Source organism: Vibrio sp. JZG120, assembly GCF_053890955.1.
The window spans coordinates 53,031-75,432 of sequence record NZ_JBSRRK010000009.1 but is presented as its reverse complement, the minus strand read 5'-3'; the positions used below and the strand labels follow the sequence as shown (position 1 = coordinate 75,432).

Annotated in this window: 22 protein-coding genes; 7 read left to right on the top strand and 15 right to left on the bottom strand. The window is 45.5% G+C overall.

The window, feature by feature from the left end:
* Positions 1-8 precede the first annotated feature (8 nt).
* From ACWPOD_RS18000 to ACWPOD_RS17975, 6 genes are all read right to left on the bottom strand, one after another.
* Complete coding sequence (locus tag ACWPOD_RS18000) at positions 9-611, bottom strand: XTP/dITP diphosphatase (protein WP_074191809.1); 603 nt, start codon at positions 609-611, stop codon at positions 9-11.
* Between the two features lie 118 nt (positions 612-729).
* Entirely contained in the window at positions 730-1,161 is a 432-nt protein-coding gene (locus ACWPOD_RS17995) for a DUF4426 domain-containing protein (protein WP_005393982.1), read from the bottom strand.
* Between the two features lie 127 nt (positions 1,162-1,288).
* Positions 1,289-1,579: a DUF167 family protein YggU gene (gene yggU, locus ACWPOD_RS17990; protein ID WP_005393980.1), complete on the bottom strand. Its 291-nt coding sequence runs from the start codon at positions 1,577-1,579 to the stop codon at positions 1,289-1,291.
* A complete protein-coding gene (locus ACWPOD_RS17985) occupies positions 1,579-2,136 on the bottom strand; it encodes a YggT family protein (protein WP_012841393.1) in 558 nt (185 codons plus the stop codon). The genes yggU and ACWPOD_RS17985 overlap by 1 nt, the downstream gene beginning before the upstream one ends.
* 52 nt (positions 2,137-2,188) lie before the next feature.
* The gene (proC, locus tag ACWPOD_RS17980; protein ID WP_256935766.1) at positions 2,189-3,007 is read right to left on the bottom strand and encodes a pyrroline-5-carboxylate reductase; all 819 of its coding nucleotides are present in this window, start codon (positions 3,005-3,007) and stop codon (positions 2,189-2,191) included.
* A gap of 157 nt (positions 3,008-3,164) precedes the next feature.
* Positions 3,165-3,866: a YggS family pyridoxal phosphate-dependent enzyme gene (locus ACWPOD_RS17975; RefSeq protein WP_006743092.1), complete on the bottom strand. Its 702-nt coding sequence runs from the start codon at positions 3,864-3,866 to the stop codon at positions 3,165-3,167.
* Positions 3,867-3,894: 28 nt separating this feature from the next.
* Here ACWPOD_RS17975 and ACWPOD_RS17970 point away from each other — a divergent pair, with 28 nt between their 5' ends.
* Both ACWPOD_RS17970 and ACWPOD_RS17965 read left to right on the top strand, forming a co-directional pair.
* Positions 3,895-4,935, top strand: a complete 1,041-nt coding sequence (locus tag ACWPOD_RS17970) for a type IV pilus twitching motility protein PilT (protein WP_005381015.1) — start codon at positions 3,895-3,897, stop codon at positions 4,933-4,935.
* Positions 4,936-4,965: 30 nt separating this feature from the next.
* A complete protein-coding gene (locus ACWPOD_RS17965) occupies positions 4,966-6,072 on the top strand; it encodes a PilT/PilU family type 4a pilus ATPase (protein WP_006743091.1) in 1,107 nt (368 codons plus the stop codon).
* Positions 6,073-6,133: 61 nt separating this feature from the next.
* Here the strand turns inward: ACWPOD_RS17965 and ruvX are convergent, their stop codons facing one another.
* The 8 genes from ruvX to metK all read right to left on the bottom strand — a co-directional run bounded on the left by ruvX (position 6,134) and on the right by metK (position 12,864).
* Entirely contained in the window at positions 6,134-6,559 is a 426-nt protein-coding gene (ruvX, locus tag ACWPOD_RS17960) for a Holliday junction resolvase RuvX (RefSeq protein ID WP_005381017.1), read from the bottom strand.
* Positions 6,560-6,593: 34 nt separating this feature from the next.
* Entirely contained in the window at positions 6,594-7,157 is a 564-nt protein-coding gene (locus ACWPOD_RS17955; RefSeq protein WP_005393973.1) for a YqgE/AlgH family protein, read from the bottom strand.
* A 128-nt stretch (positions 7,158-7,285) separates the two neighbouring features.
* Entirely contained in the window at positions 7,286-8,236 is a 951-nt protein-coding gene (gshB, locus tag ACWPOD_RS17950; protein ID WP_006743090.1) for a glutathione synthase, read from the bottom strand.
* A 13-nt stretch (positions 8,237-8,249) separates the two neighbouring features.
* Complete coding sequence (gene rsmE, locus ACWPOD_RS17945; protein WP_005393970.1) at positions 8,250-8,981, bottom strand: 16S rRNA (uracil(1498)-N(3))-methyltransferase; 732 nt, start codon at positions 8,979-8,981, stop codon at positions 8,250-8,252.
* Positions 8,982-9,097: 116 nt separating this feature from the next.
* On the bottom strand, positions 9,098-9,793 hold the full coding sequence (gene endA, locus ACWPOD_RS17940; RefSeq protein WP_109169425.1) for a deoxyribonuclease I: 696 nt from the start codon (positions 9,791-9,793) through the stop codon (positions 9,098-9,100).
* A gap of 150 nt (positions 9,794-9,943) precedes the next feature.
* Positions 9,944-10,441 carry a SprT family zinc-dependent metalloprotease gene (locus tag ACWPOD_RS17935; protein WP_104974794.1) on the bottom strand — a complete coding sequence of 166 codons (498 nt, stop codon included), beginning with the start codon at positions 10,439-10,441 and terminating at the stop codon, positions 9,944-9,946.
* Positions 10,442-10,509: 68 nt separating this feature from the next.
* The gene (locus ACWPOD_RS17930; RefSeq protein WP_005381026.1) at positions 10,510-11,307 is read right to left on the bottom strand and encodes a DUF2189 domain-containing protein; all 798 of its coding nucleotides are present in this window, start codon (positions 11,305-11,307) and stop codon (positions 10,510-10,512) included.
* A 402-nt stretch (positions 11,308-11,709) separates the two neighbouring features.
* Positions 11,710-12,864 (bottom strand): methionine adenosyltransferase, encoded by a 1,155-nt coding sequence (gene metK, locus ACWPOD_RS17925; RefSeq protein ID WP_005381027.1) that lies wholly within the window; start codon positions 12,862-12,864, stop codon positions 11,710-11,712.
* A gap of 315 nt (positions 12,865-13,179) precedes the next feature.
* Here metK and tkt point away from each other — a divergent pair, with 315 nt between their 5' ends.
* Positions 13,180-15,174, top strand: a complete 1,995-nt coding sequence (gene tkt / locus ACWPOD_RS17920; RefSeq protein WP_256964202.1) for a transketolase — start codon at positions 13,180-13,182, stop codon at positions 15,172-15,174.
* 93 nt (positions 15,175-15,267) lie between these two features.
* On the opposite strand, the gene ACWPOD_RS17915 is transcribed toward tkt, so the two are convergent.
* Positions 15,268-16,161 carry a LysR family transcriptional regulator gene (locus ACWPOD_RS17915; RefSeq protein WP_104969806.1) on the bottom strand — a complete coding sequence of 298 codons (894 nt, stop codon included), beginning with the start codon at positions 16,159-16,161 and terminating at the stop codon, positions 15,268-15,270.
* Positions 16,162-16,301: 140 nt separating this feature from the next.
* On the opposite strand from ACWPOD_RS17915, the gene ACWPOD_RS17910 reads away from it, so the two are divergent.
* The 4 genes from ACWPOD_RS17910 (at position 16,302) to fbaA (ending at position 21,974) form a co-directional block, all read left to right on the top strand.
* Complete coding sequence (locus ACWPOD_RS17910; RefSeq protein WP_456232108.1) at positions 16,302-18,260, top strand: ligand-gated channel protein; 1,959 nt, start codon at positions 16,302-16,304, stop codon at positions 18,258-18,260.
* Positions 18,261-18,391: 131 nt separating this feature from the next.
* Positions 18,392-19,429, top strand: a complete 1,038-nt coding sequence (gene epd / locus ACWPOD_RS17905; protein ID WP_456232107.1) for an erythrose-4-phosphate dehydrogenase — start codon at positions 18,392-18,394, stop codon at positions 19,427-19,429.
* 153 nt (positions 19,430-19,582) lie between these two features.
* Positions 19,583-20,743: a phosphoglycerate kinase gene (locus ACWPOD_RS17900; RefSeq protein ID WP_167426235.1), complete on the top strand. Its 1,161-nt coding sequence runs from the start codon at positions 19,583-19,585 to the stop codon at positions 20,741-20,743.
* A gap of 154 nt (positions 20,744-20,897) precedes the next feature.
* Entirely contained in the window at positions 20,898-21,974 is a 1,077-nt protein-coding gene (fbaA, locus tag ACWPOD_RS17895; protein ID WP_005393947.1) for a class II fructose-bisphosphate aldolase, read from the top strand.
* The last annotated feature ends 428 nt before the right edge of the window (positions 21,975-22,402 follow it).

The following is a 22,402-nucleotide window of genomic DNA, read 5'->3' as shown; positions in this document are numbered from 1 at the left end:
GCTCGTGATTACTGAGACACTTGCTCAGACAGTTGAGCAAACAACGACTTGAGCGCTTTACCGCGGTGAGACAGTTGTTTTTTACGTGCAGGTTCAAGTTCGGCTGACGCACAGTTGTTTTCAGGAACAAAGAAGATTGGGTCGTAGCCAAAGCCATTTTCACCGTGTGCTTCAGTTAGAATGCGGCCTTCCCATTTACCGTGGCAGACGATAGGCGTTGGGTCGTTCTCGTGGCGCATGAGGACTAATACGCAGTGGAAACGTGCTGTACGTTCTGCTTCTGGTACGCCTTCCATTGCCGCTAGCAATTTTTCTAGATTCTCTTGATCAGATGCGTTCTCGCCTGCGTAACGTGCAGAGTAAATGCCCGGAGCGCCTTTTAAGAAATCGACTTCTAAGCCAGAGTCGTCTGCAATCGCAGGAAGCCCAGTTTCTTGCGCGGCATGGCGAGCTTTAATGATTGCGTTTTCAATGAACGTTGTGCCCGTTTCAGCTACTTCCGATACATTGAATTCACTTTGCGCTAATACTTCAAAGCCGAAGTCAGACAACAAATCTGCCATTTCACGAACTTTGCCTTGGTTACCAGTTGCTAGCACAATTTTTTTCATGGGAATCTCTTTTAATAGTGATAGAGGAGAACAAATCGTTCTCCTCTAGATATTCTTTAACTAATAAGTAGTTTTTAGCCTGCTTAGATCCAAAAGCTTTTGGATCATCACAACCCAATTACTCTTCAACATAAAACTTCTGGGTGAATTTAAGCTTACCTGAGCCTTTGTTTCCAGCTTTTACGTCAATATCGAAAGTAAAAGTTTCTTCGTGGGTAATTGGCAGTTCGGCTAAATAGTATATCGCATTGCCTTCTTTGACTTCACGAAAGGACAAGGTCTGAGTTTGGCCGATGAGGTTTTTCGCGCGTCCAGCAATTTTTGCTTCTAATGCAGGTTTACCCAATGAAGCTCTATCTAGCACGCTAATATTAACCACAGCGAGGTATCCATTACGCTTGATATCGTAGCTACGTGCGACTTTCGGTGTTAAGAATGTCGAGTTAAACGCGACATAGTGTACTTCGATATCTTTCATATTTTTAAACTGATCGGCGAAGCTTGGTAACGACAATAGGCTGATCAGTAATGCGGTAATCCATTTGCTCATTGTTACTTCCTCAAAGCACTTGTTATAAAACAACCATAGTCGCAATTTTACCTTGGTCACGGGGTAAAAATGCGAACTCAGTCGTTGGTACTAGTAAGTGTGGTACAAAATTGTAAATAAAAAGCCATCATAAGATGGCTTTAATTTCTGTCGGTATCTGGGTAGGTGATTCTATCCGAATTTGTTTGTGCCGTCCTAATTCACCTTTTTCTATGTGAACCAAACCCTTAGCGATTTTAAACTGCTTGGCTAAGAACTTAGTTAGGTGCGCATTAGCTTTGCCATCGACAGGTGGAGCAGTAATGGCGATTTTGAGCTCTTCACCATGCAAGCCAACAATTTTATCGCGGCTTGCTTTAGGTTGAATATAGAGCTTTAGGATGATGTCCTCGCCATCTTGCCAAACTGCGGCTGACATTATAACTGGAACCAAATTGGACCAATGATATCACCCATCAAGAAGTTCGCGAACTGCAAGCCGATAAACAGCACCAGTACGCTCAAATCAAGACCACCAATAGCCGGAATAATACGACGGATTGGTGCGCACATTGGCTCGGTTAATTGATGGAATACGTACTCGATAGGGCTGCGACCTTGGCTTACCCAGCTCAAAATTGCACGGATCAATAGTACCCAGAACAGCAGACCTCCAGCGGCTTTGATTAATGATAACAAGCCTAAGAACAAGAAATCAGCGCTGAAAGAGACGGAACCGTTCGAAGCTATCAGGATCAGAACGACAAATTTAAGCACACACAACACGTAGGCAAACAACACGGTTGCTAGGTCAATATTCCCCACGGAAGGAATAATGCGGCGCAGTGGACCAATGACCGGCTGAGTCGCTTTTACTATGAATTGCGAGAATGGGTTGTAGAAGTCTGCGCGTGCAGCTTGCAACCAAATTCGCAAAATTACGACCATGATGTACAGGTCAAATAGGGTTGAGATGAGAAAACTCATTGAATTCATAAGGTACCCTTAACAAGTGATGGATGATACTAAACGGAGTTCATCCAAATAATTAAAACAGTTTTTCCATTTCTTCCGCGCGAGCCACAGCAGCTTGCATGGCTTTAGCAACAATATCTGAAAGTTGATGTTCGTTGAATGTATGCAGTGCTTCTGCCGTTGTCCCACCTTTCGATGTCACATTCTCACGCAGGGTCGATAGCTCAGTTTCTGGGTTGCTAACCACCATACTGGCCGCGCCCAATGCAGCTTGCTGAACCAATAGTCGAGCGGTGTCTTTATCAAAGCCTTGAGCAATCGCTTCTGCTTGCATCGCCTCCATAAACAGGAAGAAGTATGCCGGAGCACTGCCAGCTGCGGCAATCACATTATTGATGCCAGACTCTTGCTCAACCCAACATACTTTACCGACCGCTTCCATTAACTCTGCAGCAAAAGCTTTGTCTTGCTCAGTTACATGGGCTGGTGCGAATAAACCACTCATGCCCAACCCAAGTTGTGATGGCGTATTTGGCATAACACGAACCAAGTTCAATTTGGTGTCTAGCATATCATCCAATCGTGAACAGTTGATGCCAGCGGCAATAGAAATCACCAGTTTATTAGTGAAATCGATCGCTTGCAGTGGTTTACAAACATCAGCCATCATTTGCGGTTTCACAGACAATACCACCACATCCGCCTCGGTCGCAGCTTGGATGTTATCGCTGGTGGTACGGATGCCAAAATCTTGTTCTAGCGGAAGACGGCGTGCCTCTGAAGGAGCTGTCGCGGTAATGTTTTGCGCTGGGTATCCGTTAGCAACCAAGCCAGAAACAATGGCTCTCACCATGTTGCCAGCACCAATGAAGGCGATTTTTTTATGTTCCATTTGTCTGATTTCCATCATGATATTTAGAGTTTGTTGTGCGCTCAGGTGTATAATGGCGCCGCTGTTACTTACTGCTCCTATTGGCGAGTAAGATGATTGCGCGATTTACTCTTTAATTTAACGACGAATTTATGTCGCTAGTGAGCGTTTTGTTGATTTAGCTGTAGTCTCGCGCGCCGAAAATAGCGGTTCCAATACGAACCATTGTACTACCAGCTTCGATTGCAGCGGTCATATCACCACTCATTCCCATTGATAATGTATCGATTTCTGGGAACTGAGCTTCGAGTGTTTGCTTCAATGTGGCCAACTTCTGAAACTCATGAAGTTGTGATTCGTAGTCAGACACGTTGGCAGGAATCGACATCAACCCTCTTAAAGTGAGGTTGGGTAGGCGAGAAATCAACTCTGCCAGCTCGAATACTTCCGCTTCGGTGACACCAGACTTAGATGCTTCACCACTGGTGTTAACCTGAATCAGAACTTGTAGCGGTTTAAGTTCGCTTGGACGCTGATCATTCAGGCGTTGAGCAATCTTGGTTCGATCGATGGTGTGAACCCAATCGAAATGTTCGGCAACAAGTCGCGATTTATTCGACTGAATCGGGCCAATGAAGTGCCATTCGATTCGATTATCTGGATAATGCTCGGCAAAGTGCTGAACTTTACTGACGCCCTCTTGGACGTAGTTTTCACCAAAGGCGGTTTGTCCCGCTTGGTGGGCTTCGAGAATTGCCTCGACAGGTTTAGTTTTGCTTACCGCTAGAAGTTGCACTGACTCTGGAGTTCGACCAAATTTTTGTTCGTCATATCGAATTTGAGAGGTGATATGTTCAATATTTTGTTGAATACTACTCATAGCTGTACTTTAGACTTAAGGATTTTAAATGGATATCACTGAGTTACTGGATTTTAGTGTAAAACATAATGCCTCGGATCTACATCTTTCTGCAGGTGTCCCACCAATGGTTCGTATTGATGGGGATGTGAGAAAACTAGGCATCCCAGCGTTTACACACCAAGAAGTGCATCGTTTGGTTTTCGAAATCATGAACGATGCTCAACGCAGTGAGTTCGAAGAAAAACTCGAAGTCGACTTCTCTTTTGAGTTGCATAACGTTGGTCGTTTCCGTGTCAACGCTTTCAACCAATCTCGTGGCTGTGCGGCAGTATTCCGTACCATTCCAAGTAGCATTCCAACTCTGGAAGAGCTGGAAGCGCCAGAGATCTTCAAAAAAATTGCGAACGCTGAAAAAGGCTTAGTTCTGGTCACTGGCCCAACAGGTTCAGGTAAATCGACGACCTTAGCAGCCATTGTTGACTACATTAACCGTAATCACAACAAGCACGTACTCACAATTGAAGATCCGATTGAATTTGTTCACAACAACAATAAATGTTTGATCAACCAGCGTGAAGTACACCGTGATACGCATAGTTTCCAAAACGCACTGCGCAGCGCATTACGTGAAGACCCAGATGTCATTCTGGTTGGTGAGATGCGTGACAAAGAAACCATCAGCCTTGCGTTAACGGCGGCGGAAACGGGGCACTTAGTGTTTGGAACGTTACACACCAGCTCGGCGGCAAAAACCATTGACCGTATTATCGATGTGTTCCCTGGTAGTGATAAAGACATGGTGCGCTCGATGCTTTCTGAGTCCCTTCGTTCGGTTATCGCTCAAAAGTTATTGAAACGTAATGGTGGTGGCCGTATTGCATGCCATGAAATCATGATGGCAACGCCTGCGATTCGTAACTTGATCCGCGAAGACAAAGTCGCGCAGATGTATTCGATCATTCAAACTGGTGCGGCTCACGGCATGCAAACCATGGAGCAAAATGCTCGTCAGTTAATGGCACAAGGTATGGTCGCTCGTGAAGAGGTCGATAGTAAGATCGGATTAGAAGTGCAGCAATTCTCGTAACGCTCATACAGATAATGGTGAATACGGAAGATGGATCTAAATAAATTTCTCGAAGGTATGCTGGCGCTGAAAGCGTCGGATCTGTACATCACGGTTGGTGCGCCAATTTTGTTTCGCGTGGATGGCGAATTGCGACCACAAGGTGAAAAACTCACCGAGAGTGATGTAGCGGCATTACTCGACAGTGCTATGGAGCCAGATCGGCGTCAGGAATTTCGTAAAAGTCGTGAGTCGAATTTTGCCATTGTGAGAGATTGTGGCCGCTTCCGTGTGAGTGCTTTTTTTCAACGCGAGTTACCGGGTGCGGTGATTCGTCGTATTGAAACCAATATTCCCACCTTTGAGCAATTAAAGTTACCGTTAGTGTTGCAAGATTTAGCGATAGCCAAGCGTGGTTTGGTGCTGGTGGTTGGTGCTACTGGGTCAGGTAAGTCCACCACAATGGCGGCAATGACGGGCTATCGAAACAGCAACAAGACGGGGCACATTTTGACGGTCGAAGATCCGATCGAATTCGTGCATGAGCATAAGCGCTGTATCGTGACTCAACGCGAAGTCGGGTTAGATACGGAAAGCTATGAAGTTGCGCTTAAAAACTCGCTGCGTCAAGCGCCAGATATGATTTTGATTGGCGAGATCCGTAGCCGTGAAACAATGGAATACGCGATGACCTTCGCCGAAACGGGCCATTTGTGTATGGCAACGTTGCACGCCAACAATGCCAACCAAGCTTTAGAGCGCATTCTTCACTTGGTACCGAAAGATCAAAAAGAACAATTCTTGTTCGACTTGTCGATGAACCTAAAAGGCGTGGTTGGTCAGCAGCTGATCCGAGATAAAAATGGGCAGGGGCGTCATGGTGTGTTTGAGATCTTGCTAAATAGCCCACGTGTGTCGGATTTGATCCGTCGCGGAGATTTGCATGAGTTGAAGTCAACCATGGCTCGCTCAAATGAGTTTGGTATGCTGACGTTCGATCAATCTCTTTATAAGTTGGTGATGCAAGGTAAGATCAGCGAAGAGGACGCGCTGCACAGTGCCGATTCGGCGAATGATTTGCGCTTGATGTTGAAAACACAGCGTGGCGAAGCATTCTCTACGGGCAGTCTTGCTAACGTTAAGATCGATATGGATTAAGCGTGTTTAGACGAAAAAAGGTTGGCACTTGCCAACCTTTTCTTGTTTTGAGTATTGTGTTTTATTCACCCCAGAGGGCTTCAAACCAGCTTTCTAGAATCACCACCGCTGACTGGCAGTCCACATTCCCTTTCGATAGAGCTTTGTAGCCGCCCATGCTGAACAACTCCGCACGAGCTTCTGCTGTAGATAATCGCTCATCATGCAGTTCAACAGGTAAGCCGTATCGGCCTTGCAGACGCTTAGCAAATTTTCGTGCACGAGGGGTTATGGTCTCAAGGTCTTTGCCATGAAGATCAGTTGGTAAACCGACCACTAGCAAATCTGGCTGCCACTCTTTGATTTGCTTTTCGATATCGTCCCAATTTGGAATACCGTCATTGGCTTTAAAGGCTTTTAATGGGGAAGCCGTACCAGTAATTTCTTGGCCAATAGCGCTACCAATGCTTTTGGTTCCAAAGTCAAAAGCCATAATTGTGCGTGACATAAGGTGTCTCTATCTAATGTAACTGTATTTCGGACTAAGCATGCCCAGAGTCTGCTGAAAGATGACTGGGGTCGATGCCCAGCTTTTCGACCGCTTTCTTCCAACGCTCGTTGATTGGTGTATTAAAGATAATTTCAGGCGTCGCTTCAATGGTGAGCCAAGAGTTTTCGACCAGCTCATTTTCTAATTGGCCTGCACTCCAACCTGAGTAGCCAAGTGCCACTAAGTAATCACTTGGTTCTGCTTCTGTTCCTAACACCGAAAGAATATCACGTGAAGTGGTTACAGCGAGATCATCAGTCATTTGGACGCTGGACTCGTAGTAATCTTTAGGTTTATGCAGAATAAAACCACGATCTTCCGAGATTGGGCCGCCATTGTAGACTGGTCTATCTAGGCTGGCTTCAAATAGGCGCGGGTGTACTGGCTGAACTTCCACCTGCTTGAGCATGTTGCCGACGGTGATATCAACAGGAGCATTGATCATCAACCCCATAGCGCCGTCTTCGTTGTGCTCACAAACGTAGATCACGCTGTTTTGAAAGTACGGATCTTTCATCCCAGGCATGGCAACTAAAAAGTGATTTGTGAGATTCATACTCATATTGACCCTTAACTCTCGTAAATGCCCCTAAGCAAACATCATACAGTTTACCATCTAGGTATGTGCATGAGTTTGCTTAAGTTAATGTACTACGCTCTCTATTAACTGTAATACAGTTTGAGTTATTCGCCTTTTACTCGACGCTCAATCGCATCCATCAGTTTGCCAGTGATTGAGATGTCAAAAGCCGCTTCAATTTCGCGAATACAGGTTGGGCTAGTGACGTTGATTTCCGTTAGCTTATCGCCAATTACGTCAAGGCCAACAAAGATAAGGCCTTTTTCTTTCAGTGTAGGAGCCACAGTTTGAGCAATCTTAATATCGGTCTCGCTTAGTGGTCGAGCCTCACCTGTGCCACCAGCTGCAAGGTTACCGCGCGTTTCACCTTTTGCAGGAATACGAGCTAGACAGTAAGGCATTGGTTCACCATCTACGACTAAGATACGTTTGTCACCGTTGCTGATATCTGGCACGAAGGTTTGCGCCATTGCGTAGTTTTGACCGTGGTTGGTCAGTGTCTCGATGATTACAGAGACGTTAGGGTCGTTTTCTTTTACACGGAAGATAGATGCGCCGCCCATACCATCAAGCGGTTTTAGGATGACATCACCATGCTTTTCACGAAACTCTTTAATTTTCTCTGCTTTTCGCGTCACGATTGTCGTTGGTGTCAGCTCAGGGAACCACGCTGTAAACAGTTTTTCATTACAATCACGTAGACTTTGAGGTTTGTTAACGATCAGTGCACCTTGTTCTTCTGCACGCTCAAGGATGTAAGTCGCGTAGATGTATTCTGTGTCAAACGGAGGATCTTTACGCATTAGTACAGCGTCTAGCTCAGACAGTTCGATCGTTTGCTCTGATTTGAATTCGTACCAACCGTTTGGATCTTCTTTTAGCTCCACCACTTTAGTATCTGCAATGGCAACGCCTTGATCGAGATGCAGATCATTCATTTCCATGTAGTGGATTTCATAGCCGCGTCGTTGCGCTTCAAGCATCATGGCAAAGCTAGAGTCTTTTTTGATGTTAATGGACGAAATTGGGTCCATCACAATGCCGAGTTTGATCATTATTTTTCTCCGTTTAACCAAGATCGCCGAAACGAACTTGTAAGGCTGTAATTGCTGTCAGAGCCGCTGTTTCGGTGCGCAGAACGCGAGGGCCGAGTAGCGTTTCTTCAAATTGATATTCTCGAGTCATCTCGATCTCTTCAGACGATAAACCGCCTTCAGGGCCGATCAGTAGGCGCACTTTTTCAACCGGCGTTGGCAGTGTGTTGATTGAGTAGTTAGCACGAGGATGAAGATTGAGCTTTAAGCCATCGTACTCTTCTTTACACCACTCTTCCAAGCTCATAATTGGACGAATTTCTGGAACGACATTGCGTCCACACTGCTCACAGGCACTGATGGCGATTTTTTGCCATTGCGCGAGTTTTTTCTCAAAGCGCTTTTGGTCAAGCTTGACGCCACAACGCTCGGAAATCAGAGGTGTGATGGTATTGACGCCAAGTTCCACTGACTTTTGGATAGTGAACTCCATCTTATCGCCACGTGAAATAACTTGACCAAGGTGCAGGTCTAAAGGGGATTCAATACTGTTTTCTACACGCTCAGTAATGTTAACCAAAACCGTCTTTTTGCTGACTTCACTGATAACCGCTGGGAATTCTGCGCCGCTGCCGTCAAATAGGAGAACATCTTGGCCTTCTTTCATGCGCAGAACACGGCCGATATGGCCTGCTGCGTCGTCACTTAAAGCAAGTGAGCCAAGTTGATGAATGGTTTCTGGATGATAAATTCGAGGAATACGCATGAGATTTCCAGCAAGAGAATAAACTTAAACCCTAACATGGATGCTTTCCACCGAAAAAACAAGGGGGAAGAAGCGTTTCAATATCAGTTATTGAAACGCTTCAAGATAGAGGAGTACTAGAGTGCGCGACAGGCTTTTTGAACAAATGGGTTATGATTGCCTTGTACTTTGGCAATGCGCTCGTCACGCTCACATTCCCATTTATCGACTGGGTAGGTTTTGTTCCAAGCACTCATCAACTGCGTTTGCTGTTTTGATAATTTAAAGCCGTACTCTTTGCTCATGTATAGGTAGGTACGAGCAATCGAACCTCGAGCACGGTCTGGTGGCATGACTTTACGCTGCTTAAAGTTCACTTGCATATCACAGCGACCATAACTCACGCCATCGATACCGTTCCATTGGCTAAAGTTGTAGTTCGAACGGTCACCGTTTACTTCACCAATAGCAGGGGTTAGGTTGTGCAGGTCTGCTTCCATCAAGCGAAAGGTTTTGTCTTTTTTCTTGCAGTTTTTACGTCCGCCATCTTGCCAGCATTGACGCTGGTGGCCAAATTGCCACGCAGGTACCACATGCTCCCATTCGATTCGTGCGGCCCGCTTTTCCTGTTTACGGACTTGGTAACCGCAAGAGGCTAAATCTGGGGAGCCTTTTTTGCCTTGCCATTGAATGTTGCAGCCACAGTAAAAGCTCGTTGGATGGTCTTGATAAATTTTTACCGCCTCACGTTTGGCGGCAGAGAATGAGCTTGGTGGCGCGGCAACCGCAGTGCTAGAAAGCGCGATAAGTAACAAAGAGAATAGGTATTTCATGATTAAAGTCTTTATAAAGTATGACTTTATTCATGATAACACGCATAAAATAGCTTTAGTGATGAGTAAGTTAACAATAAATGGCAAAGGGAAGGTTTTGATAAACTCGATCTTTATTTTGGGAACGCAAGTAACACTATGAGATATAGATTACGATAACTGAATGCCCGTGAAGTTAAGTGGTTGGCGGCATTTTTGACAAGAGTACGTCGCCTCTTTGCGCAGCACTTTATTATGACGGCGAATCGATAGAGGGTAGGTCATACAGCCACAACGATACTCAAAGGTTTTACCTTGAACGGATTTTACTTCAAAGCTGTGAGTGGTTTTGGCGGGCACTTTAAATACGCCTTCCATGACACCTTGCCATTCTTTGCCGTGAGGTCTAACTCGTCCGTAAACCTGATAGGTAATCAGGTGTGCTACCTCATGAGGAATGACTTCATCTAAGAATGCTTGGGTGTTTTCGCGAAATAAAACAGGGTTTAGGCGAACTTGATTTAATTGAAGGTAGGCTTTTCCTGCCGCTTTCCCGCGGACGTTGAAGGTGATTGTTGGAATAGGGAAAGAACGTTTGAAAGCTTGCTCTGCCATCGCGATGCAGTCCGCCATCACTTGCTTGGCTTTATAGCTTAGTTCTATATCCACAATTCACCTCGATAAATCAAATAAAAAAGCCCCCGCATTTGCGAGGGCCAGATCATAGCATCAGTTAATTACGGAGTGTGTTTTTTCTTGATGGTGGCATGGTAAGCATGCCATGTACCGTAGCCTAGAATTGGCATGGTAAACAACATTCCGATCCCGTAGGTCGCAAAGCCGATAAGAATACCGCCGCAGATGATCGCTGCCCAAACAATCATCGCTGGAATGTTGGATTTCACGGCATTAAAGCTGGTAAATACAGCGGTCATCATGTCTACGCGACGCTCCATCATAAGCGGAATAGAAAAGGCTGAAATGCTAAACACCACACAAGCCAAAACAAAGCCAACTAAAGATCCTATCACAAGGAAGGGTAGGAACTCACTTAAAGGTGCCCCTTGAACAGAAGGGTAGAGCGCATGAAGTAGAGCGGCAATGCGCATCCAAAATATCATACACACTGCGAGTAACACGGCGAATGCCCATTGAGATGTTGAGTTACGACCGATCGCTTTCATGGAATGGAACAAGCTAGCTTTGTGTCCGCGCTCTCTCTCCCAACTGGCATCATACAAGCCGAGCGCGAGAAACGGACCGATTAACATGTAAACAATCAAACTGGGCATGACGACCAAGTGTGTGCCTTGCCACTGAACGAGCAAAACAATGCCTATGGCAGCTGCCATAAAACAGATGCCATAGAAAGCACTAATAAGCGGCATTCGCACGAAATCATGCAGACCTAATGCGAGCCAATGAAAAGGTGCAGAAAGATTGACCGTATTGCACGGTATGGTTCTGGCGTATTCGTTGTCTGGCACTTCCTTTCGCTTGTTGTGGAAGTCCGATGGATTAACAGTTCGAGGCATAACTCCTCCTTGATTTATTCCCACATTATCCGCTTATACCAACTGACAGCGGTTTTTGTTCAGTCAAACTTGAAGCGACTTTTTCAAGTTTACATCTGAGCATTGGCTTAGTTTGGTATCGGCCATAAAGATGCCTGACTCATGTCTTTACTTAAGTGTTGCTTCCACAGTCGCCAGCATCCGACGTCTCTATTTAAATTGGAATTAACAATATTTTAACTATTGGCGGAGATGGGATAATTTACAAATAATTGCTTAAAATTTATTCGGTATAAAAATGAGGGAGAAACAGGACTGCTTTGTGGGGCAGGGCGGTATGAGCTGAAATGGCTGGATAAACGTTGCTGAAAATAAAAAGCCCCCGCCATAGGCGAGGGCTTGATTGATTCTTGCTTGGCTTGATTATTTGATGCCAGCGAAATCGCGTAGAAGTGCAGCTTTGTCTGTCGCTTCCCACGGGAATTCTTCACGACCGAAGTGACCGTAAGCCGCTGTCTTCTTGTAGATAGGTTGAAGAAGGTTAAGCATTTCTTGTAGGCCGTATGGACGTAGGTCGAAGAATTGACGAACTGCTTCAATGATGATGTCGTGAGATACTTTCTCAGTACCGAACGTTTCCACCATGATAGACGTTGGATCAGCAACACCGATTGCGTAAGAAAGTTGGATCTCACAACGGTCAGCCATGCCAGCCGCTACGATGTTTTTCGCTACGTAACGTGCTGCGTATGCTGCACTACGGTCAACTTTTGATGGATCTTTACCAGAGAACGCACCGCCACCGTGACGAGCTGCGCCGCCGTAAGTATCTACGATGATCTTACGACCTGTTAGACCACAGTCACCCATAGGACCACCGATTACGAAGCGACCAGTTGGGTTAATGAAGAAGTTTGTTTCTTTGTTGATCCACTCAGAAGGTAGCACTGGCTTAATGATCTCTTCCATTACCGCTTCACGCAGGTCTGAAGTTGAGATTGAATCACAGTGTTGAGTTGAAAGAACAACCGCATCGATACCAACGATGTTACCTTGATCGTATTGGAATGTTACCTGAGATTTTGCATCAGGACGCAACCAAGGTAGTGTGCCGTTTTTACGAACTTCTGCTTGCTTTTGAACAAGACGGTGAGAGTAAGTAATTGGCGCTGGCATTAGTACTTCAGTTTCGTTACAAGCGTAACCAAACATGATGCCTTGGTCGCCTGCACCTTGTTCTTTAGGGTCAGCTTTATCAACACCTTGGTTGATATCTGGCGACTGTTTACCGATTGTGTTTAGTACCGCACAAGAATCTGCGTCAAAGCCCATATCTGAATGTACGTAGCCGATTTCACGAACGGTTTCACGAGTTAACTCTTCGATGTCTACCCATGCTGAAGTCGTGATTTCACCACCCACCATTACCATACCGGTTTTAACGTAAGTCTCACATGCAACACGAGCCTTTGGATCTTGCTCTAGAATCGCGTCAAGAACCGCATCAGAAATCTGGTCTGCAATTTTATCTGGATGACCTTCTGATACTGACTCAGAAGTAAACAGGTGCTTAGCCATGTTAGCTCCACTATATCTGGTTTAAAACTGGGGAATGATAAACTCTCCAGCGCAAATTAATACTAATTTTTGTAGGTGTATCTACATCTAGACGTCTATTCTAAATTTGATTGCTCGAATTACAAGCTCTTTTTTGGTTTTTGTTATAACCAAACGTTTGCCTGATTTATTGATAATTTTAAGAACTTCGAACGATTTGGCGCGAAAGGTGCAATATTTGTGAGGTTTTGGACTGGAAAACGTTTGCACACCCAACAGGGCTTTGAGAGAATTATGACCTACTTTTCGTTTCGCTTAATGTACTCAGGAGCAGACATGTCGTCTCGTAAACATCTTGCCAATGCAATTCGTGCTCTAAGCATGGATGGTGTTCAACAAGCTAACTCAGGCCACCCAGGCGCACCAATGGGTATGGCTGATATCGCTGAAGTTCTTTGGCGCTCTCACCTAAACCATAACCCTTCAAACCCAGAGTGGGCCGACCGCGATCGCTTTGTGCTGTCAAACGGTCACGGCTCAATGCTTATTTACTCTCTACTGCACTTAAGCGGTTATGAGCTATCTATTGACGATCTGAAAAACTTCCGTCAATTGCACTCAAAAACCCCAGGTCACCCAGAGTACGGTTACGCGCCTGGTATCGAGACAACAACGGGTCCTCTTGGCCAAGGCATCACTAATGCTGTTGGTATGGCTATCGCAGAGAAAGCACTAGCGGCACAGTTCAACAAAGAAGGCCACGACATCGTTGACCACTTTACGTATGTGTTCATGGGTGACGGCTGTCTAATGGAAGGCATCTCGCACGAAGCATGCTCTCTAGCAGGTACGCTAGGTCTAGGCAAACTGATCGCGTTTTGGGATGACAACGGTATCTCTATCGACGGTCACGTTGAAGGTTGGTTCTCTGACGATACACCTAAGCGTTTCGAAGCTTACGGCTGGCACGTAATCCCAGCGGTAGACGGTCACGATCCTGAAGCAATCAACGCAGCGATTGAAGCGGCTAAAGCGGATCCTCGCCCGACTCTAATCTGTACTAAGACAATCATCGGTTTCGGTTCTCCTAACAAGTCTGGTTCGCACGACTGTCACGGTGCACCACTAGGTCACGATGAGATCCAAGCGGCTCGCGAATACCTAGGTTGGGAGTACGGCCCATTTGAGATCCCGGCAGATGTTTACGCTGAGTGGGATGCAAAAGAAGCAGGTGCAGCGAAAGAAGCGGCTTGGAATGAAAAGTTCGAAGCATACGCAGCAGCTTACCCTGCAGAAGCAGCAGAGCTTAAACGTCGTCTAAACGGCGAACTTCCAGCGGAATGGGAAGAAAAAGCGAACCAAATCATTGCTGATCTTCAAGCAAACCCAGCGAACATTGCATCACGTAAAGCATCGCAAAATGCACTAGAAGCGTTTGGTCAAATGCTTCCTGAATTCATGGGCGGCTCTGCTGACCTAGCGCCTTCTAACCTGACCATGTGGTCTGGTTCTAAGTCTCTAGAAACGGAGGACTTCTCTGGCAACTACATCCACTACGGTGTACGTGAATTCGGTATGACTGCTATCATCAACGGTATCGCATTGCACGGTGGTTTCGTTCCTTACGGTGCGACATTCCTAATGTTCATGGAATACGCTCGTAACGCAATGCGTATGGCTGCGCTGATGAAAATTCAGAACATCCAAGTGTACACGCACGATTCGATCGGTCTTGGCGAAGATGGCCCAACTCACCAACCTGTTGAGCAAATGGCATCTCTACGCGTAACGCCAAACATGAGTACATGGCGTCCGTGTGACCAGGTTGAGTCTGCCGTAGCATGGAAACTAGCGATTGAACGTAAAGATGCACCAACAGCACTTATCTTCTCTCGTCAAAACTTAGCGCAACAAGATCGTACAGCTGAGCAAGTAGCGAACATCGCGAAAGGTGCATACATCCTGAAAGATTGCGAAGGCAAGCCAGAGCTAATCCTTATCGCAACAGGTTCTGAAGTTGAGCTAGCAGTAGAAGCTGCGACTCAACTAACGGCAGAAGGTAAGAAAGTACGCGTTGTTTCAATGCCATCAACGGATGCATTCGACAAACAAGACGCCGCTTACCGTGAAGCAGTATTGCCATCAGACGTAACAGCACGCATCGCTATCGAAGCGGGCATCGCAGACTTCTGGTACAAGTACGTTGGTTTCGATGGTCGCATCATCGGCATGACGACATTTGGTGAATCTGCACCTGCTGGTCAACTATTCGAGATGTTTGGCTTCACGACTGAAAACGTAGTGAACACAGCAAAAGAATTGCTAGCGTAACTGCTAGATTGTCTCAATAGTCCGAACGTAAAGGACGACTGTTAGATACTAAAGTTGGAAAGGCCATCATTGCGATGGCCTTTTTGTTTTTTGTCAGGTTTTCCAACCTTGTGGAATGCTTTGGTGAATACAGTCTAAAAGTACGGATAAGCGCAGTGGTGGTCTTCCTGCAGGCGTATAGCAGTTAATGGAGATGGGCTCTGAAAGCCAACCTTCTAAGCAAGGTGTGATTCGACCCGGATGATGTTTCTCGTAGCCGCTTGCTGTCCAAGTTGGCAGCAGTCCTATACCATGACCATTCGCGATGCTGTCGATCTGCATTGCGATGTTGTCGCTGTATAAGCGACTCACAAATGGCTCTAAAAAGAACTCACCGTGTTGAGGGTGTGTGAGCATCAATCCATTTTCTTGTACCGAGCCAAAATCGATCCACGGATGCGCTTCAAGCTCTTTGGGGTGCAGGATCGAACCGTGCTTATCAAGATAAGCTGGAGAGGCAAAGGGCGTGTAACGAAATGAGCCTAATACCTCTTTGCGCCAATCGAGATCTTTACGCTCACCGAGCCAGATGAACAAATCTGGGTCATGGTGCGCTTCAGAAAAGTCACTGGTAAGTTGGACCCTAACGTCAGGATTATCGGCAAGAAAACCGTTGAGCACACCACCTAGCCAACTTCTAACTAATGCTGTGTGACAAACAATATGTAGCGGCCCTGAAACTTGGTTTGTTAAACCTTGAAGCGCGTCATAACTCTCTTCACTTAGCTCAAGAATCTGGCGACTGTAGTGGGCAAAAATTTCTCCCGCTCTTGTCAGAACTAATCGGTTACCTTGTCTTGCGGTTAGAGCCTGACCGAAATCTTCTTCTAATTGTGCCAAGCGACGACTCAGCGTTGATTTAGGCTGGTTAAGGGCCTTGGCAGCGGCGGTCAAACTCTTATGCTGATTGAGCGCATCAAAGGCTCGAATTGATGCTAAGTCGTGCATATTTCTTTTACTCCTTACTGCGTTATGCACGGGTTCCATAAATGGGAAGAACCGTTCCATAACTCTCACTATGCATCTCATTCTATTTGTGAATAATTCACTTTCGAAAATAATAATCATTATCAATTATGGAGATGTAGATGTCTACTCTTAGACTGCCAGTTATTACCGCAACTGGTATTTTAGCCTTCGTCAGTGTCCCTCATGTGTTTGCCAATGATGCAGTTTCTAAAATGGAAACAGTGGTTGTAACTGCATCAAGTTATGAGCAATCTCAAGCGGACGCGCCTGCAAGTATTAGTGTGATTTCACGTGAGGAGTTGGACTCTCGTTATTACCGCGATGTGACTGATGCACTAAAAAGTGTGCCAGGTGTTGTCGTGACAGGTGGTGGTGATACCACCGACATTAGTATCCGTGGTATGGGTTCTAAATACACTTTGATACTGGTCGATGGTAAGCGTCAAAGCACGCGTGAAACTCGTCCAAATAGTGACGGTCCTGGTATCGAACAAGGTTGGTTACCTCCTCTTCAAGCGATTGAGCGAATCGAAGTTATTCGTGGCCCAATGTCGACGCTTTACGGTTCTGATGCGATTGGTGGTGTAATTAACGTGATCACGCGAAAAGACGCGATGGAGTGGACAGGTAATGTTCAGCTAGGCACGGTTCTGCAAGAAAACAGTCGCTCGGGCGGAGAGCAGAGCGCGAATTTCTTCGTCAATGGGCCGCTAGCCGAAAATCTATCTCTCCAAGTATACGGTCAGTATACCGCAAGAGAAGAAGACGATATTGAATACGGTTATGAAGATAAAGATATGCAAAGTATCTCTTCAAAACTGACCTACCAGATTAATGACCGCCATTCTGTGCAACTAGAGGGTGGCATATCGGCACAAAGTCGTCGCGGTAACGTTGGTCTTTCCGTACCAACGACGGGTTGCCGAAGAGGTTGTGAGGATTCACTCAACGAATATCGTCGTAATTATGTAACGCTAAGTCACAATGGCGACTGGGACTCGGTTGGCATCTCAGATACTTACTTACAACGTGAAGAGAGCGAGAACAAATCTCGTGAGATGACGATCACCAACACCACGTTCAAATCGAGCTTGGTGACTGGTATTGGAAACCATACGTTGACGACTGGTGTGGACGCCACTCATGCAGAGCTTGAGGATTTCACCTCCAACAAAGCGTCATCGAAGACCGAAACATCGAATACGCAGTGGGCTGTTTTCATTGAAGATGAATGGAGAGTCGCCGATCCGTTTAGCGTTACGCTTGGTGGTCGTCTAGATCATGACGAAAACTATGGCGCGCACTTTAGTCCGCGTGTCTATGGTGTATGGCGAGTTGACCCGTCTTGGACTGTGAAAGGTGGCGTGGCAACAGGTTTCCGTTCTCCGCAATTACGTGAAATTACTCCTGGTTGGGCGCAAGTCAGTGGCGGCGGTAATATCTACGGTAACCCAGACCTTGACCCTGAAACGTCGCTAAACAAAGAAATCAGTGTCTTGTATCAAGGTGACTCTGGTTTAGATGTCTCTTTGACTGCGTTCCATAATGAGTTCAAAGACAAGATCACACGTGTTGTTTGCCCAGATACCATCTGTACAGATGGACCAAACCAATGGGGTGCAGATCCAACGTACCGCATTAACGTGGACGAAGCGGTCACACAAGGTATTGAAGCGACCTTAGCATCGCCATTAACGGAAACCATTTACCTCAGCTCGAGCTACACATTTACTGACTCAGAGCAAAAAACAGGTGAATACAAAGGCATGCCGCTGCAGCAGCTACCAAAGCATCTGTTTAATGTGGATGTAACTTGGCAAACAACAACAGATCTAGAAAGTTGGGCTAAAGTAACTTACCGAGGTAAAGAAATGGATCCGGTTACTGGCCCATCAAGAAACAGTATCGTAGAGCCTGCTTATACCTTTGTGGACGCTGGTGTGACATACCAGTTAACCGATAATACTCGTATTAAAGGCGCGATCTATAACTTGCTGGATGAGGAAATCAGTTACGAAGAATACGGATATGTCGAAGATGGTCGTCGCTACTGGTTAGGTTTAGACGTCGCATTTTAATTATTGTTGTAATAAGGCCGAGCATTGTCTCGGCCTTTTTTAATCCTGCTTTACTATGATTCAACAGGTGCGTTTTTCAGCCTGATCAGGTAGTATCTGTGACACGAAATTTTTGGTAGGGCGAAGGATAAATGCTAAAGGTTGCGATCAATGGATTTGGACGTATAGGTCGTAATGTTCTGCGAGCCGTGTATGAAAGCGGAAAACATCAGCAGATCAAGGTTGTGGCGGTTAACGAATTAGCGCAGCCAGAAGCGATGGCGCACCTACTGCAATATGACACTAGTCATGGTCGCTTCGGCAAAAAAATCTCCCACGACCAAGAACACTTGCATGTTCATCATGACAGCGGCGAATATGATTCTATTCGCATTCTTCACCTCTCTGAACTCGAATTACTTCCTTGGCGCGATTTAGAAGTCGATATTGTTTTGGATTGCACTGGCGTGTTTGGTTCACAAGCCGATGGGCAAGCGCATATAGAAGCTGGCGCGAAGAAAGTGCTGTTTTCACACCCGGGCGCAAGCGACATAGATAATACGATTATCTATGGTGTGAACCACGAAACTCTGAAAGATGAACACCGTGTTGTCTCTAATGGCTCTTGCACCACCAACTGTATCGTTCCCATCATTAAAGTGTTAGATGAAGCCTTCGGTATTGAGTCCGGTACCATAACCACGATTCACTCTTCCATGAACGATCAGCAAGTAATCGATGCGTACCATAACGATCTACGCCGTACCCGCGCAGCGAGCCAATCTATTATTCCGGTTGACACCAAGTTGCATAAGGGGATTGAAAGAATCTTCCCGAAATTTTCCAACAAATTCGAAGCAATTTCTGTTCGTGTCCCAACCGTTAACGTCACCGCAATGGATTTAAGTGTCACAATTAATACAAATGTGAAAGTTAATGACGTAAATCAAACCATTGTTAACGCATCTCAGTGTACATTATGTAACATTGTTGACTATACTGAATCGCCACTCGTTTCCATCGACTTTAACCACGACCCCCATAGTGCGATTGTAGATGGAAGCCAGACTAGAGTGAGTAACGGGCAACTCGTAAAAATGCTCGTTTGGTGCGACAACGAATGGGGCTTTGCTAACCGGATGCTGGATACTGCCTTAGCAATGCAAGCTTCTTCTCAAGTGGAGCAGTAATGACGAAGAAGTGATGGAGAATTTTTATTTCAAGCCTTGAAATAAATCCATGATATCTCCATATCATCTATAACCAGTTTGAAGAATTAACAGGCTTGGCAGGGTTGCCGAGTTTTCAAAAACTTTAATTATCAATATTTGAGAGGACACATCATGTCTGTAATCAAGATGACTGACCTGGATCTTGCAGGTAAACGTGTATTTATCCGTGCTGACCTAAACGTGCCAGTAAAAGACGGTAAAGTAACTTCAGATGCACGTATCATCGCATCTCTTCCAACTATTAAGCACTGCCTAGAAGCAGGCGCTAAAGTAATGGTTACGTCTCACCTAGGTCGCCCAACTGAAGGTGAATACGCTGAAGAGTTCTCTCTACAACCAGTTGTTAACTACCTAAACGACGCACTAGATTGTGAAGTGAAGCTAGCAAAAGACTACCTAGATGGCCTAGAGCTAAACGCTGGTGAACTTGTTGTTCTAGAAAACGTTCGCTTTAACAAAGGCGAAAAGAAAAACGACGAAGAGCTATCTAAGAAATACGCAGCACTATGTGACGTATTCGTAATGGACGCATTCGGTACGGCTCACCGCGCTCAAGCGTCAACTCATGGTGTTGGTATGCACGCACCTATCGCTTGTGCTGGCCCTCTTCTAGCAAACGAGCTTGAAGCGCTAGGTAAAGCAATGGACAACCCAGCTCGTCCAATGGTTGCAATCGTAGGCGGTTCAAAAGTTTCTACTAAGCTAACTGTACTTGAGTCTCTATCTAAAATCGCTGACCAACTAGTTGTTGGTGGTGGTATTGCTAACACATTTATCGCAGCTGCTGGCTACAACGTTGGTAAGTCTCTATACGAAGCGGATCTAGTAGACACTGCTAAGAAGCTAATGGATGAGTGTGCAATTCCAGTAGCAACTGACGTTGCATGTGCGAAAGCATTCGACGAAAACGCAGAAGCAGAAATTAAACACGTTTCTGAAGTACAAGACGACGACATGATCTTCGACCTTGGCCCAGATTCAACAGCTGAACTAGCAGAAATCCTTAAGAACGCGAAGACTATCCTATGGAACGGTCCAGTAGGCGTATTCGAATTCAAGAACTTCGAAGCAGGTACTAAAGGTATCTCAGAAGCTATCGCAGCATCTGAAGGCTTCTCTGTTGCAGGTGGTGGTGACACGCTAGCAGCTATCGACAAGTTCGGTATCAAAGCTGACGTTTCTTACATCTCTACAGGTGGCGGCGCTTTCCTTGAGTTCGTAGAAGGTAAAGTTCTTCCAGCAGTAGAAATGCTAGAAGCACGCGCTAAGTAATTAAAGCAAAGCGGGGGAGTGATTCTCCCGCTTTCTTGTTTGCTGCAACGTGTGAGGAACTCTGCTAGAATAGCCTCAGTTGTGAGCAAACGTTTGCAAGATTTTCAACTTAACAAGTTTTGTTTAAAAACGACAGATAAATAGGATTACATCCATGTCTAAGATCTTCGACTTCGTAAAACCAGGTGTTATCTCTGGCGATGACGTTCAGAAAGTATTTGAAGTTGCAAAAGAAAACAGCTTTGCACTTCCAGCAGTAAACTGTGTGGGTACTGACTCTGTAAACGCAGTACTTGAAGCAGCTGCAAAAGTTAAAGCTCCAGTTATCGTTCAATTCTCTAACGGTGGCGCTGCTTTCTTTGCTGGTAAAGGTCTAAAACTTGAAGGTCAAGAAGCTCAAATCCTAGGTGCTGTTGCTGGTGCGAAATACGTTCACGCTGTAGCTGAAGCTTACGGTGTTCCAGTAATCCTACACACTGACCACGCTGCTAAGAAACTACTTCCTTGGATCGACGGTCTACTAGACGCTGGTGAAGAGTACTTCGCTCAAACTGGTAAGCCACTATTCTCTTCTCACATGATCGACCTTTCTGAAGAGTCTCTAGAAGAGAACATCGAGATTTCTGCTAAGTACCTAGAGCGCATGGCTAAAATGAACATGACTCTAGAAATCGAACTAGGTTGTACTGGTGGTGAAGAAGACGGCGTTGACAACTCTGATATGGATGCGTCTGAGCTATACACTTCTCCAGAAGACGTTGCATACGCATACGAGAAACTAAGCGCAATCAGCCACCGTTTCACTATCGCTGCATCTTTCGGTAACGTACACGGCGTATACAAGCCAGGTAACGTTGTACTAACTCCAACTATCCTACGTGATTCTCAAGCGCACGTTTCTGAGAAATTCGGTCTTCCAGCGAACTCTCTAAACTTCGTATTCCACGGTGGTTCAGGTTCTTCTCTAGAAGAAATCCGTGAGTCTATCGGTTACGGTGTTATCAAAATGAACATCGATACTGATACACAGTGGGCAACTTGGGATGGTATCCGTAAGTTCGAAGCTGAAAACCACGATTACCTACAAGGTCAAATCGGTAACCCAACTGGTGAAGATGCACCAAACAAGAAGTACTACGATCCACGCGTATGGCTACGTGCTGGTCAAGCTTCAATGGTAGCTCGTCTAGAGCAAGCATTTGCTGACCTAAACGCAGTTGACGTACTATAATCGTTACTGATTAAGTTACTTAAAAACCCGCTTTTTGAGCGGGTTTTTTTATGTCTATCATTTTGCCCCTATGTTTCTTTCCCTGTTTTCCTATTGATATCTTTATGCGTCAGGTTGTATTTTCTGGTGGGATGTTCCCCCTTTAACGTTTTTAAATAAAAACATAGGAATATCAGTCATAGGAGTGGCGAAATAAGAGTGCATTGCGTAACCTGTAACAAGCCAATATCAGAAAACTCTGATAAAGTCTTGTTTTGCATATCTTTGCGAAACTCTGACTTTGAAAAAAGTCAAAGTTGGGATATTGTGCCAAAAATCTGACACTGTTCAGTGGGGCAATAGGGATGTTGTTTTAGAAAAGAGCCTTTAAAAAACAAGGTTCATAAATTAACGGCAATTGGATTTATATATCTTTATTTTTGAGGATA

Excerpts from the sequence above, each read along its gene's own strand:
- tkt (WP_256964202.1), top strand. The coding sequence starts at position 13,180 with ATGTCGTCTCGTAAACATCTTGCCAATGCAATTCGTGCTCTAAGCATG.
- ACWPOD_RS17970 (WP_005381015.1), top strand. The coding sequence starts at position 3,895 with ATGGATATCACTGAGTTACTGGATTTTAGTGTAAAACATAATGCCTCG.
- rsmE (WP_005393970.1), bottom strand. The coding sequence starts at position 8,981 with ATGCGTATTCCTCGAATTTATCATCCAGAAACCATTCATCAACTTGGC.
- ACWPOD_RS17915 (WP_104969806.1), bottom strand. The coding sequence starts at position 16,161 with ATGCACGACTTAGCATCAATTCGAGCCTTTGATGCGCTCAATCAGCAT.
- endA (WP_109169425.1), bottom strand. The coding sequence starts at position 9,793 with ATGAAATACCTATTCTCTTTGTTACTTATCGCGCTTTCTAGCACTGCG.
- ACWPOD_RS17930 (WP_005381026.1), bottom strand. The coding sequence starts at position 11,307 with ATGCCTCGAACTGTTAATCCATCGGACTTCCACAACAAGCGAAAGGAA.
- epd (WP_456232107.1), top strand. The coding sequence starts at position 18,392 with ATGCTAAAGGTTGCGATCAATGGATTTGGACGTATAGGTCGTAATGTT.
- ACWPOD_RS17910 (WP_456232108.1), top strand. The coding sequence starts at position 16,302 with ATGTCTACTCTTAGACTGCCAGTTATTACCGCAACTGGTATTTTAGCC.
- proC (WP_256935766.1), bottom strand. The coding sequence starts at position 3,007 with ATGGAACATAAAAAAATCGCCTTCATTGGTGCTGGCAACATGGTGAGA.
- ACWPOD_RS17965 (WP_006743091.1), top strand. The coding sequence starts at position 4,966 with ATGGATCTAAATAAATTTCTCGAAGGTATGCTGGCGCTGAAAGCGTCG.
- yggU (WP_005393980.1), bottom strand. The coding sequence starts at position 1,579 with ATGTCAGCCGCAGTTTGGCAAGATGGCGAGGACATCATCCTAAAGCTC.
- ACWPOD_RS17995 (WP_005393982.1), bottom strand. The coding sequence starts at position 1,161 with ATGAGCAAATGGATTACCGCATTACTGATCAGCCTATTGTCGTTACCA.
- ACWPOD_RS17955 (WP_005393973.1), bottom strand. The coding sequence starts at position 7,157 with ATGAATCTCACAAATCACTTTTTAGTTGCCATGCCTGGGATGAAAGAT.
- ACWPOD_RS17975 (WP_006743092.1), bottom strand. The coding sequence starts at position 3,866 with ATGAGTAGTATTCAACAAAATATTGAACATATCACCTCTCAAATTCGA.
- ACWPOD_RS18000 (WP_074191809.1), bottom strand. The coding sequence starts at position 611 with ATGAAAAAAATTGTGCTAGCAACTGGTAACCAAGGCAAAGTTCGTGAA.
- fbaA (WP_005393947.1), top strand. The coding sequence starts at position 20,898 with ATGTCTAAGATCTTCGACTTCGTAAAACCAGGTGTTATCTCTGGCGAT.
- metK (WP_005381027.1), bottom strand. The coding sequence starts at position 12,864 with ATGGCTAAGCACCTGTTTACTTCTGAGTCAGTATCAGAAGGTCATCCA.
- gshB (WP_006743090.1), bottom strand. The coding sequence starts at position 8,236 with ATGATCAAACTCGGCATTGTGATGGACCCAATTTCGTCCATTAACATC.
- ruvX (WP_005381017.1), bottom strand. The coding sequence starts at position 6,559 with ATGTCACGCACAATTATGGCTTTTGACTTTGGAACCAAAAGCATTGGT.
- ACWPOD_RS17985 (WP_012841393.1), bottom strand. The coding sequence starts at position 2,136 with ATGAATTCAATGAGTTTTCTCATCTCAACCCTATTTGACCTGTACATC.
- ACWPOD_RS17900 (WP_167426235.1), top strand. The coding sequence starts at position 19,583 with ATGTCTGTAATCAAGATGACTGACCTGGATCTTGCAGGTAAACGTGTA.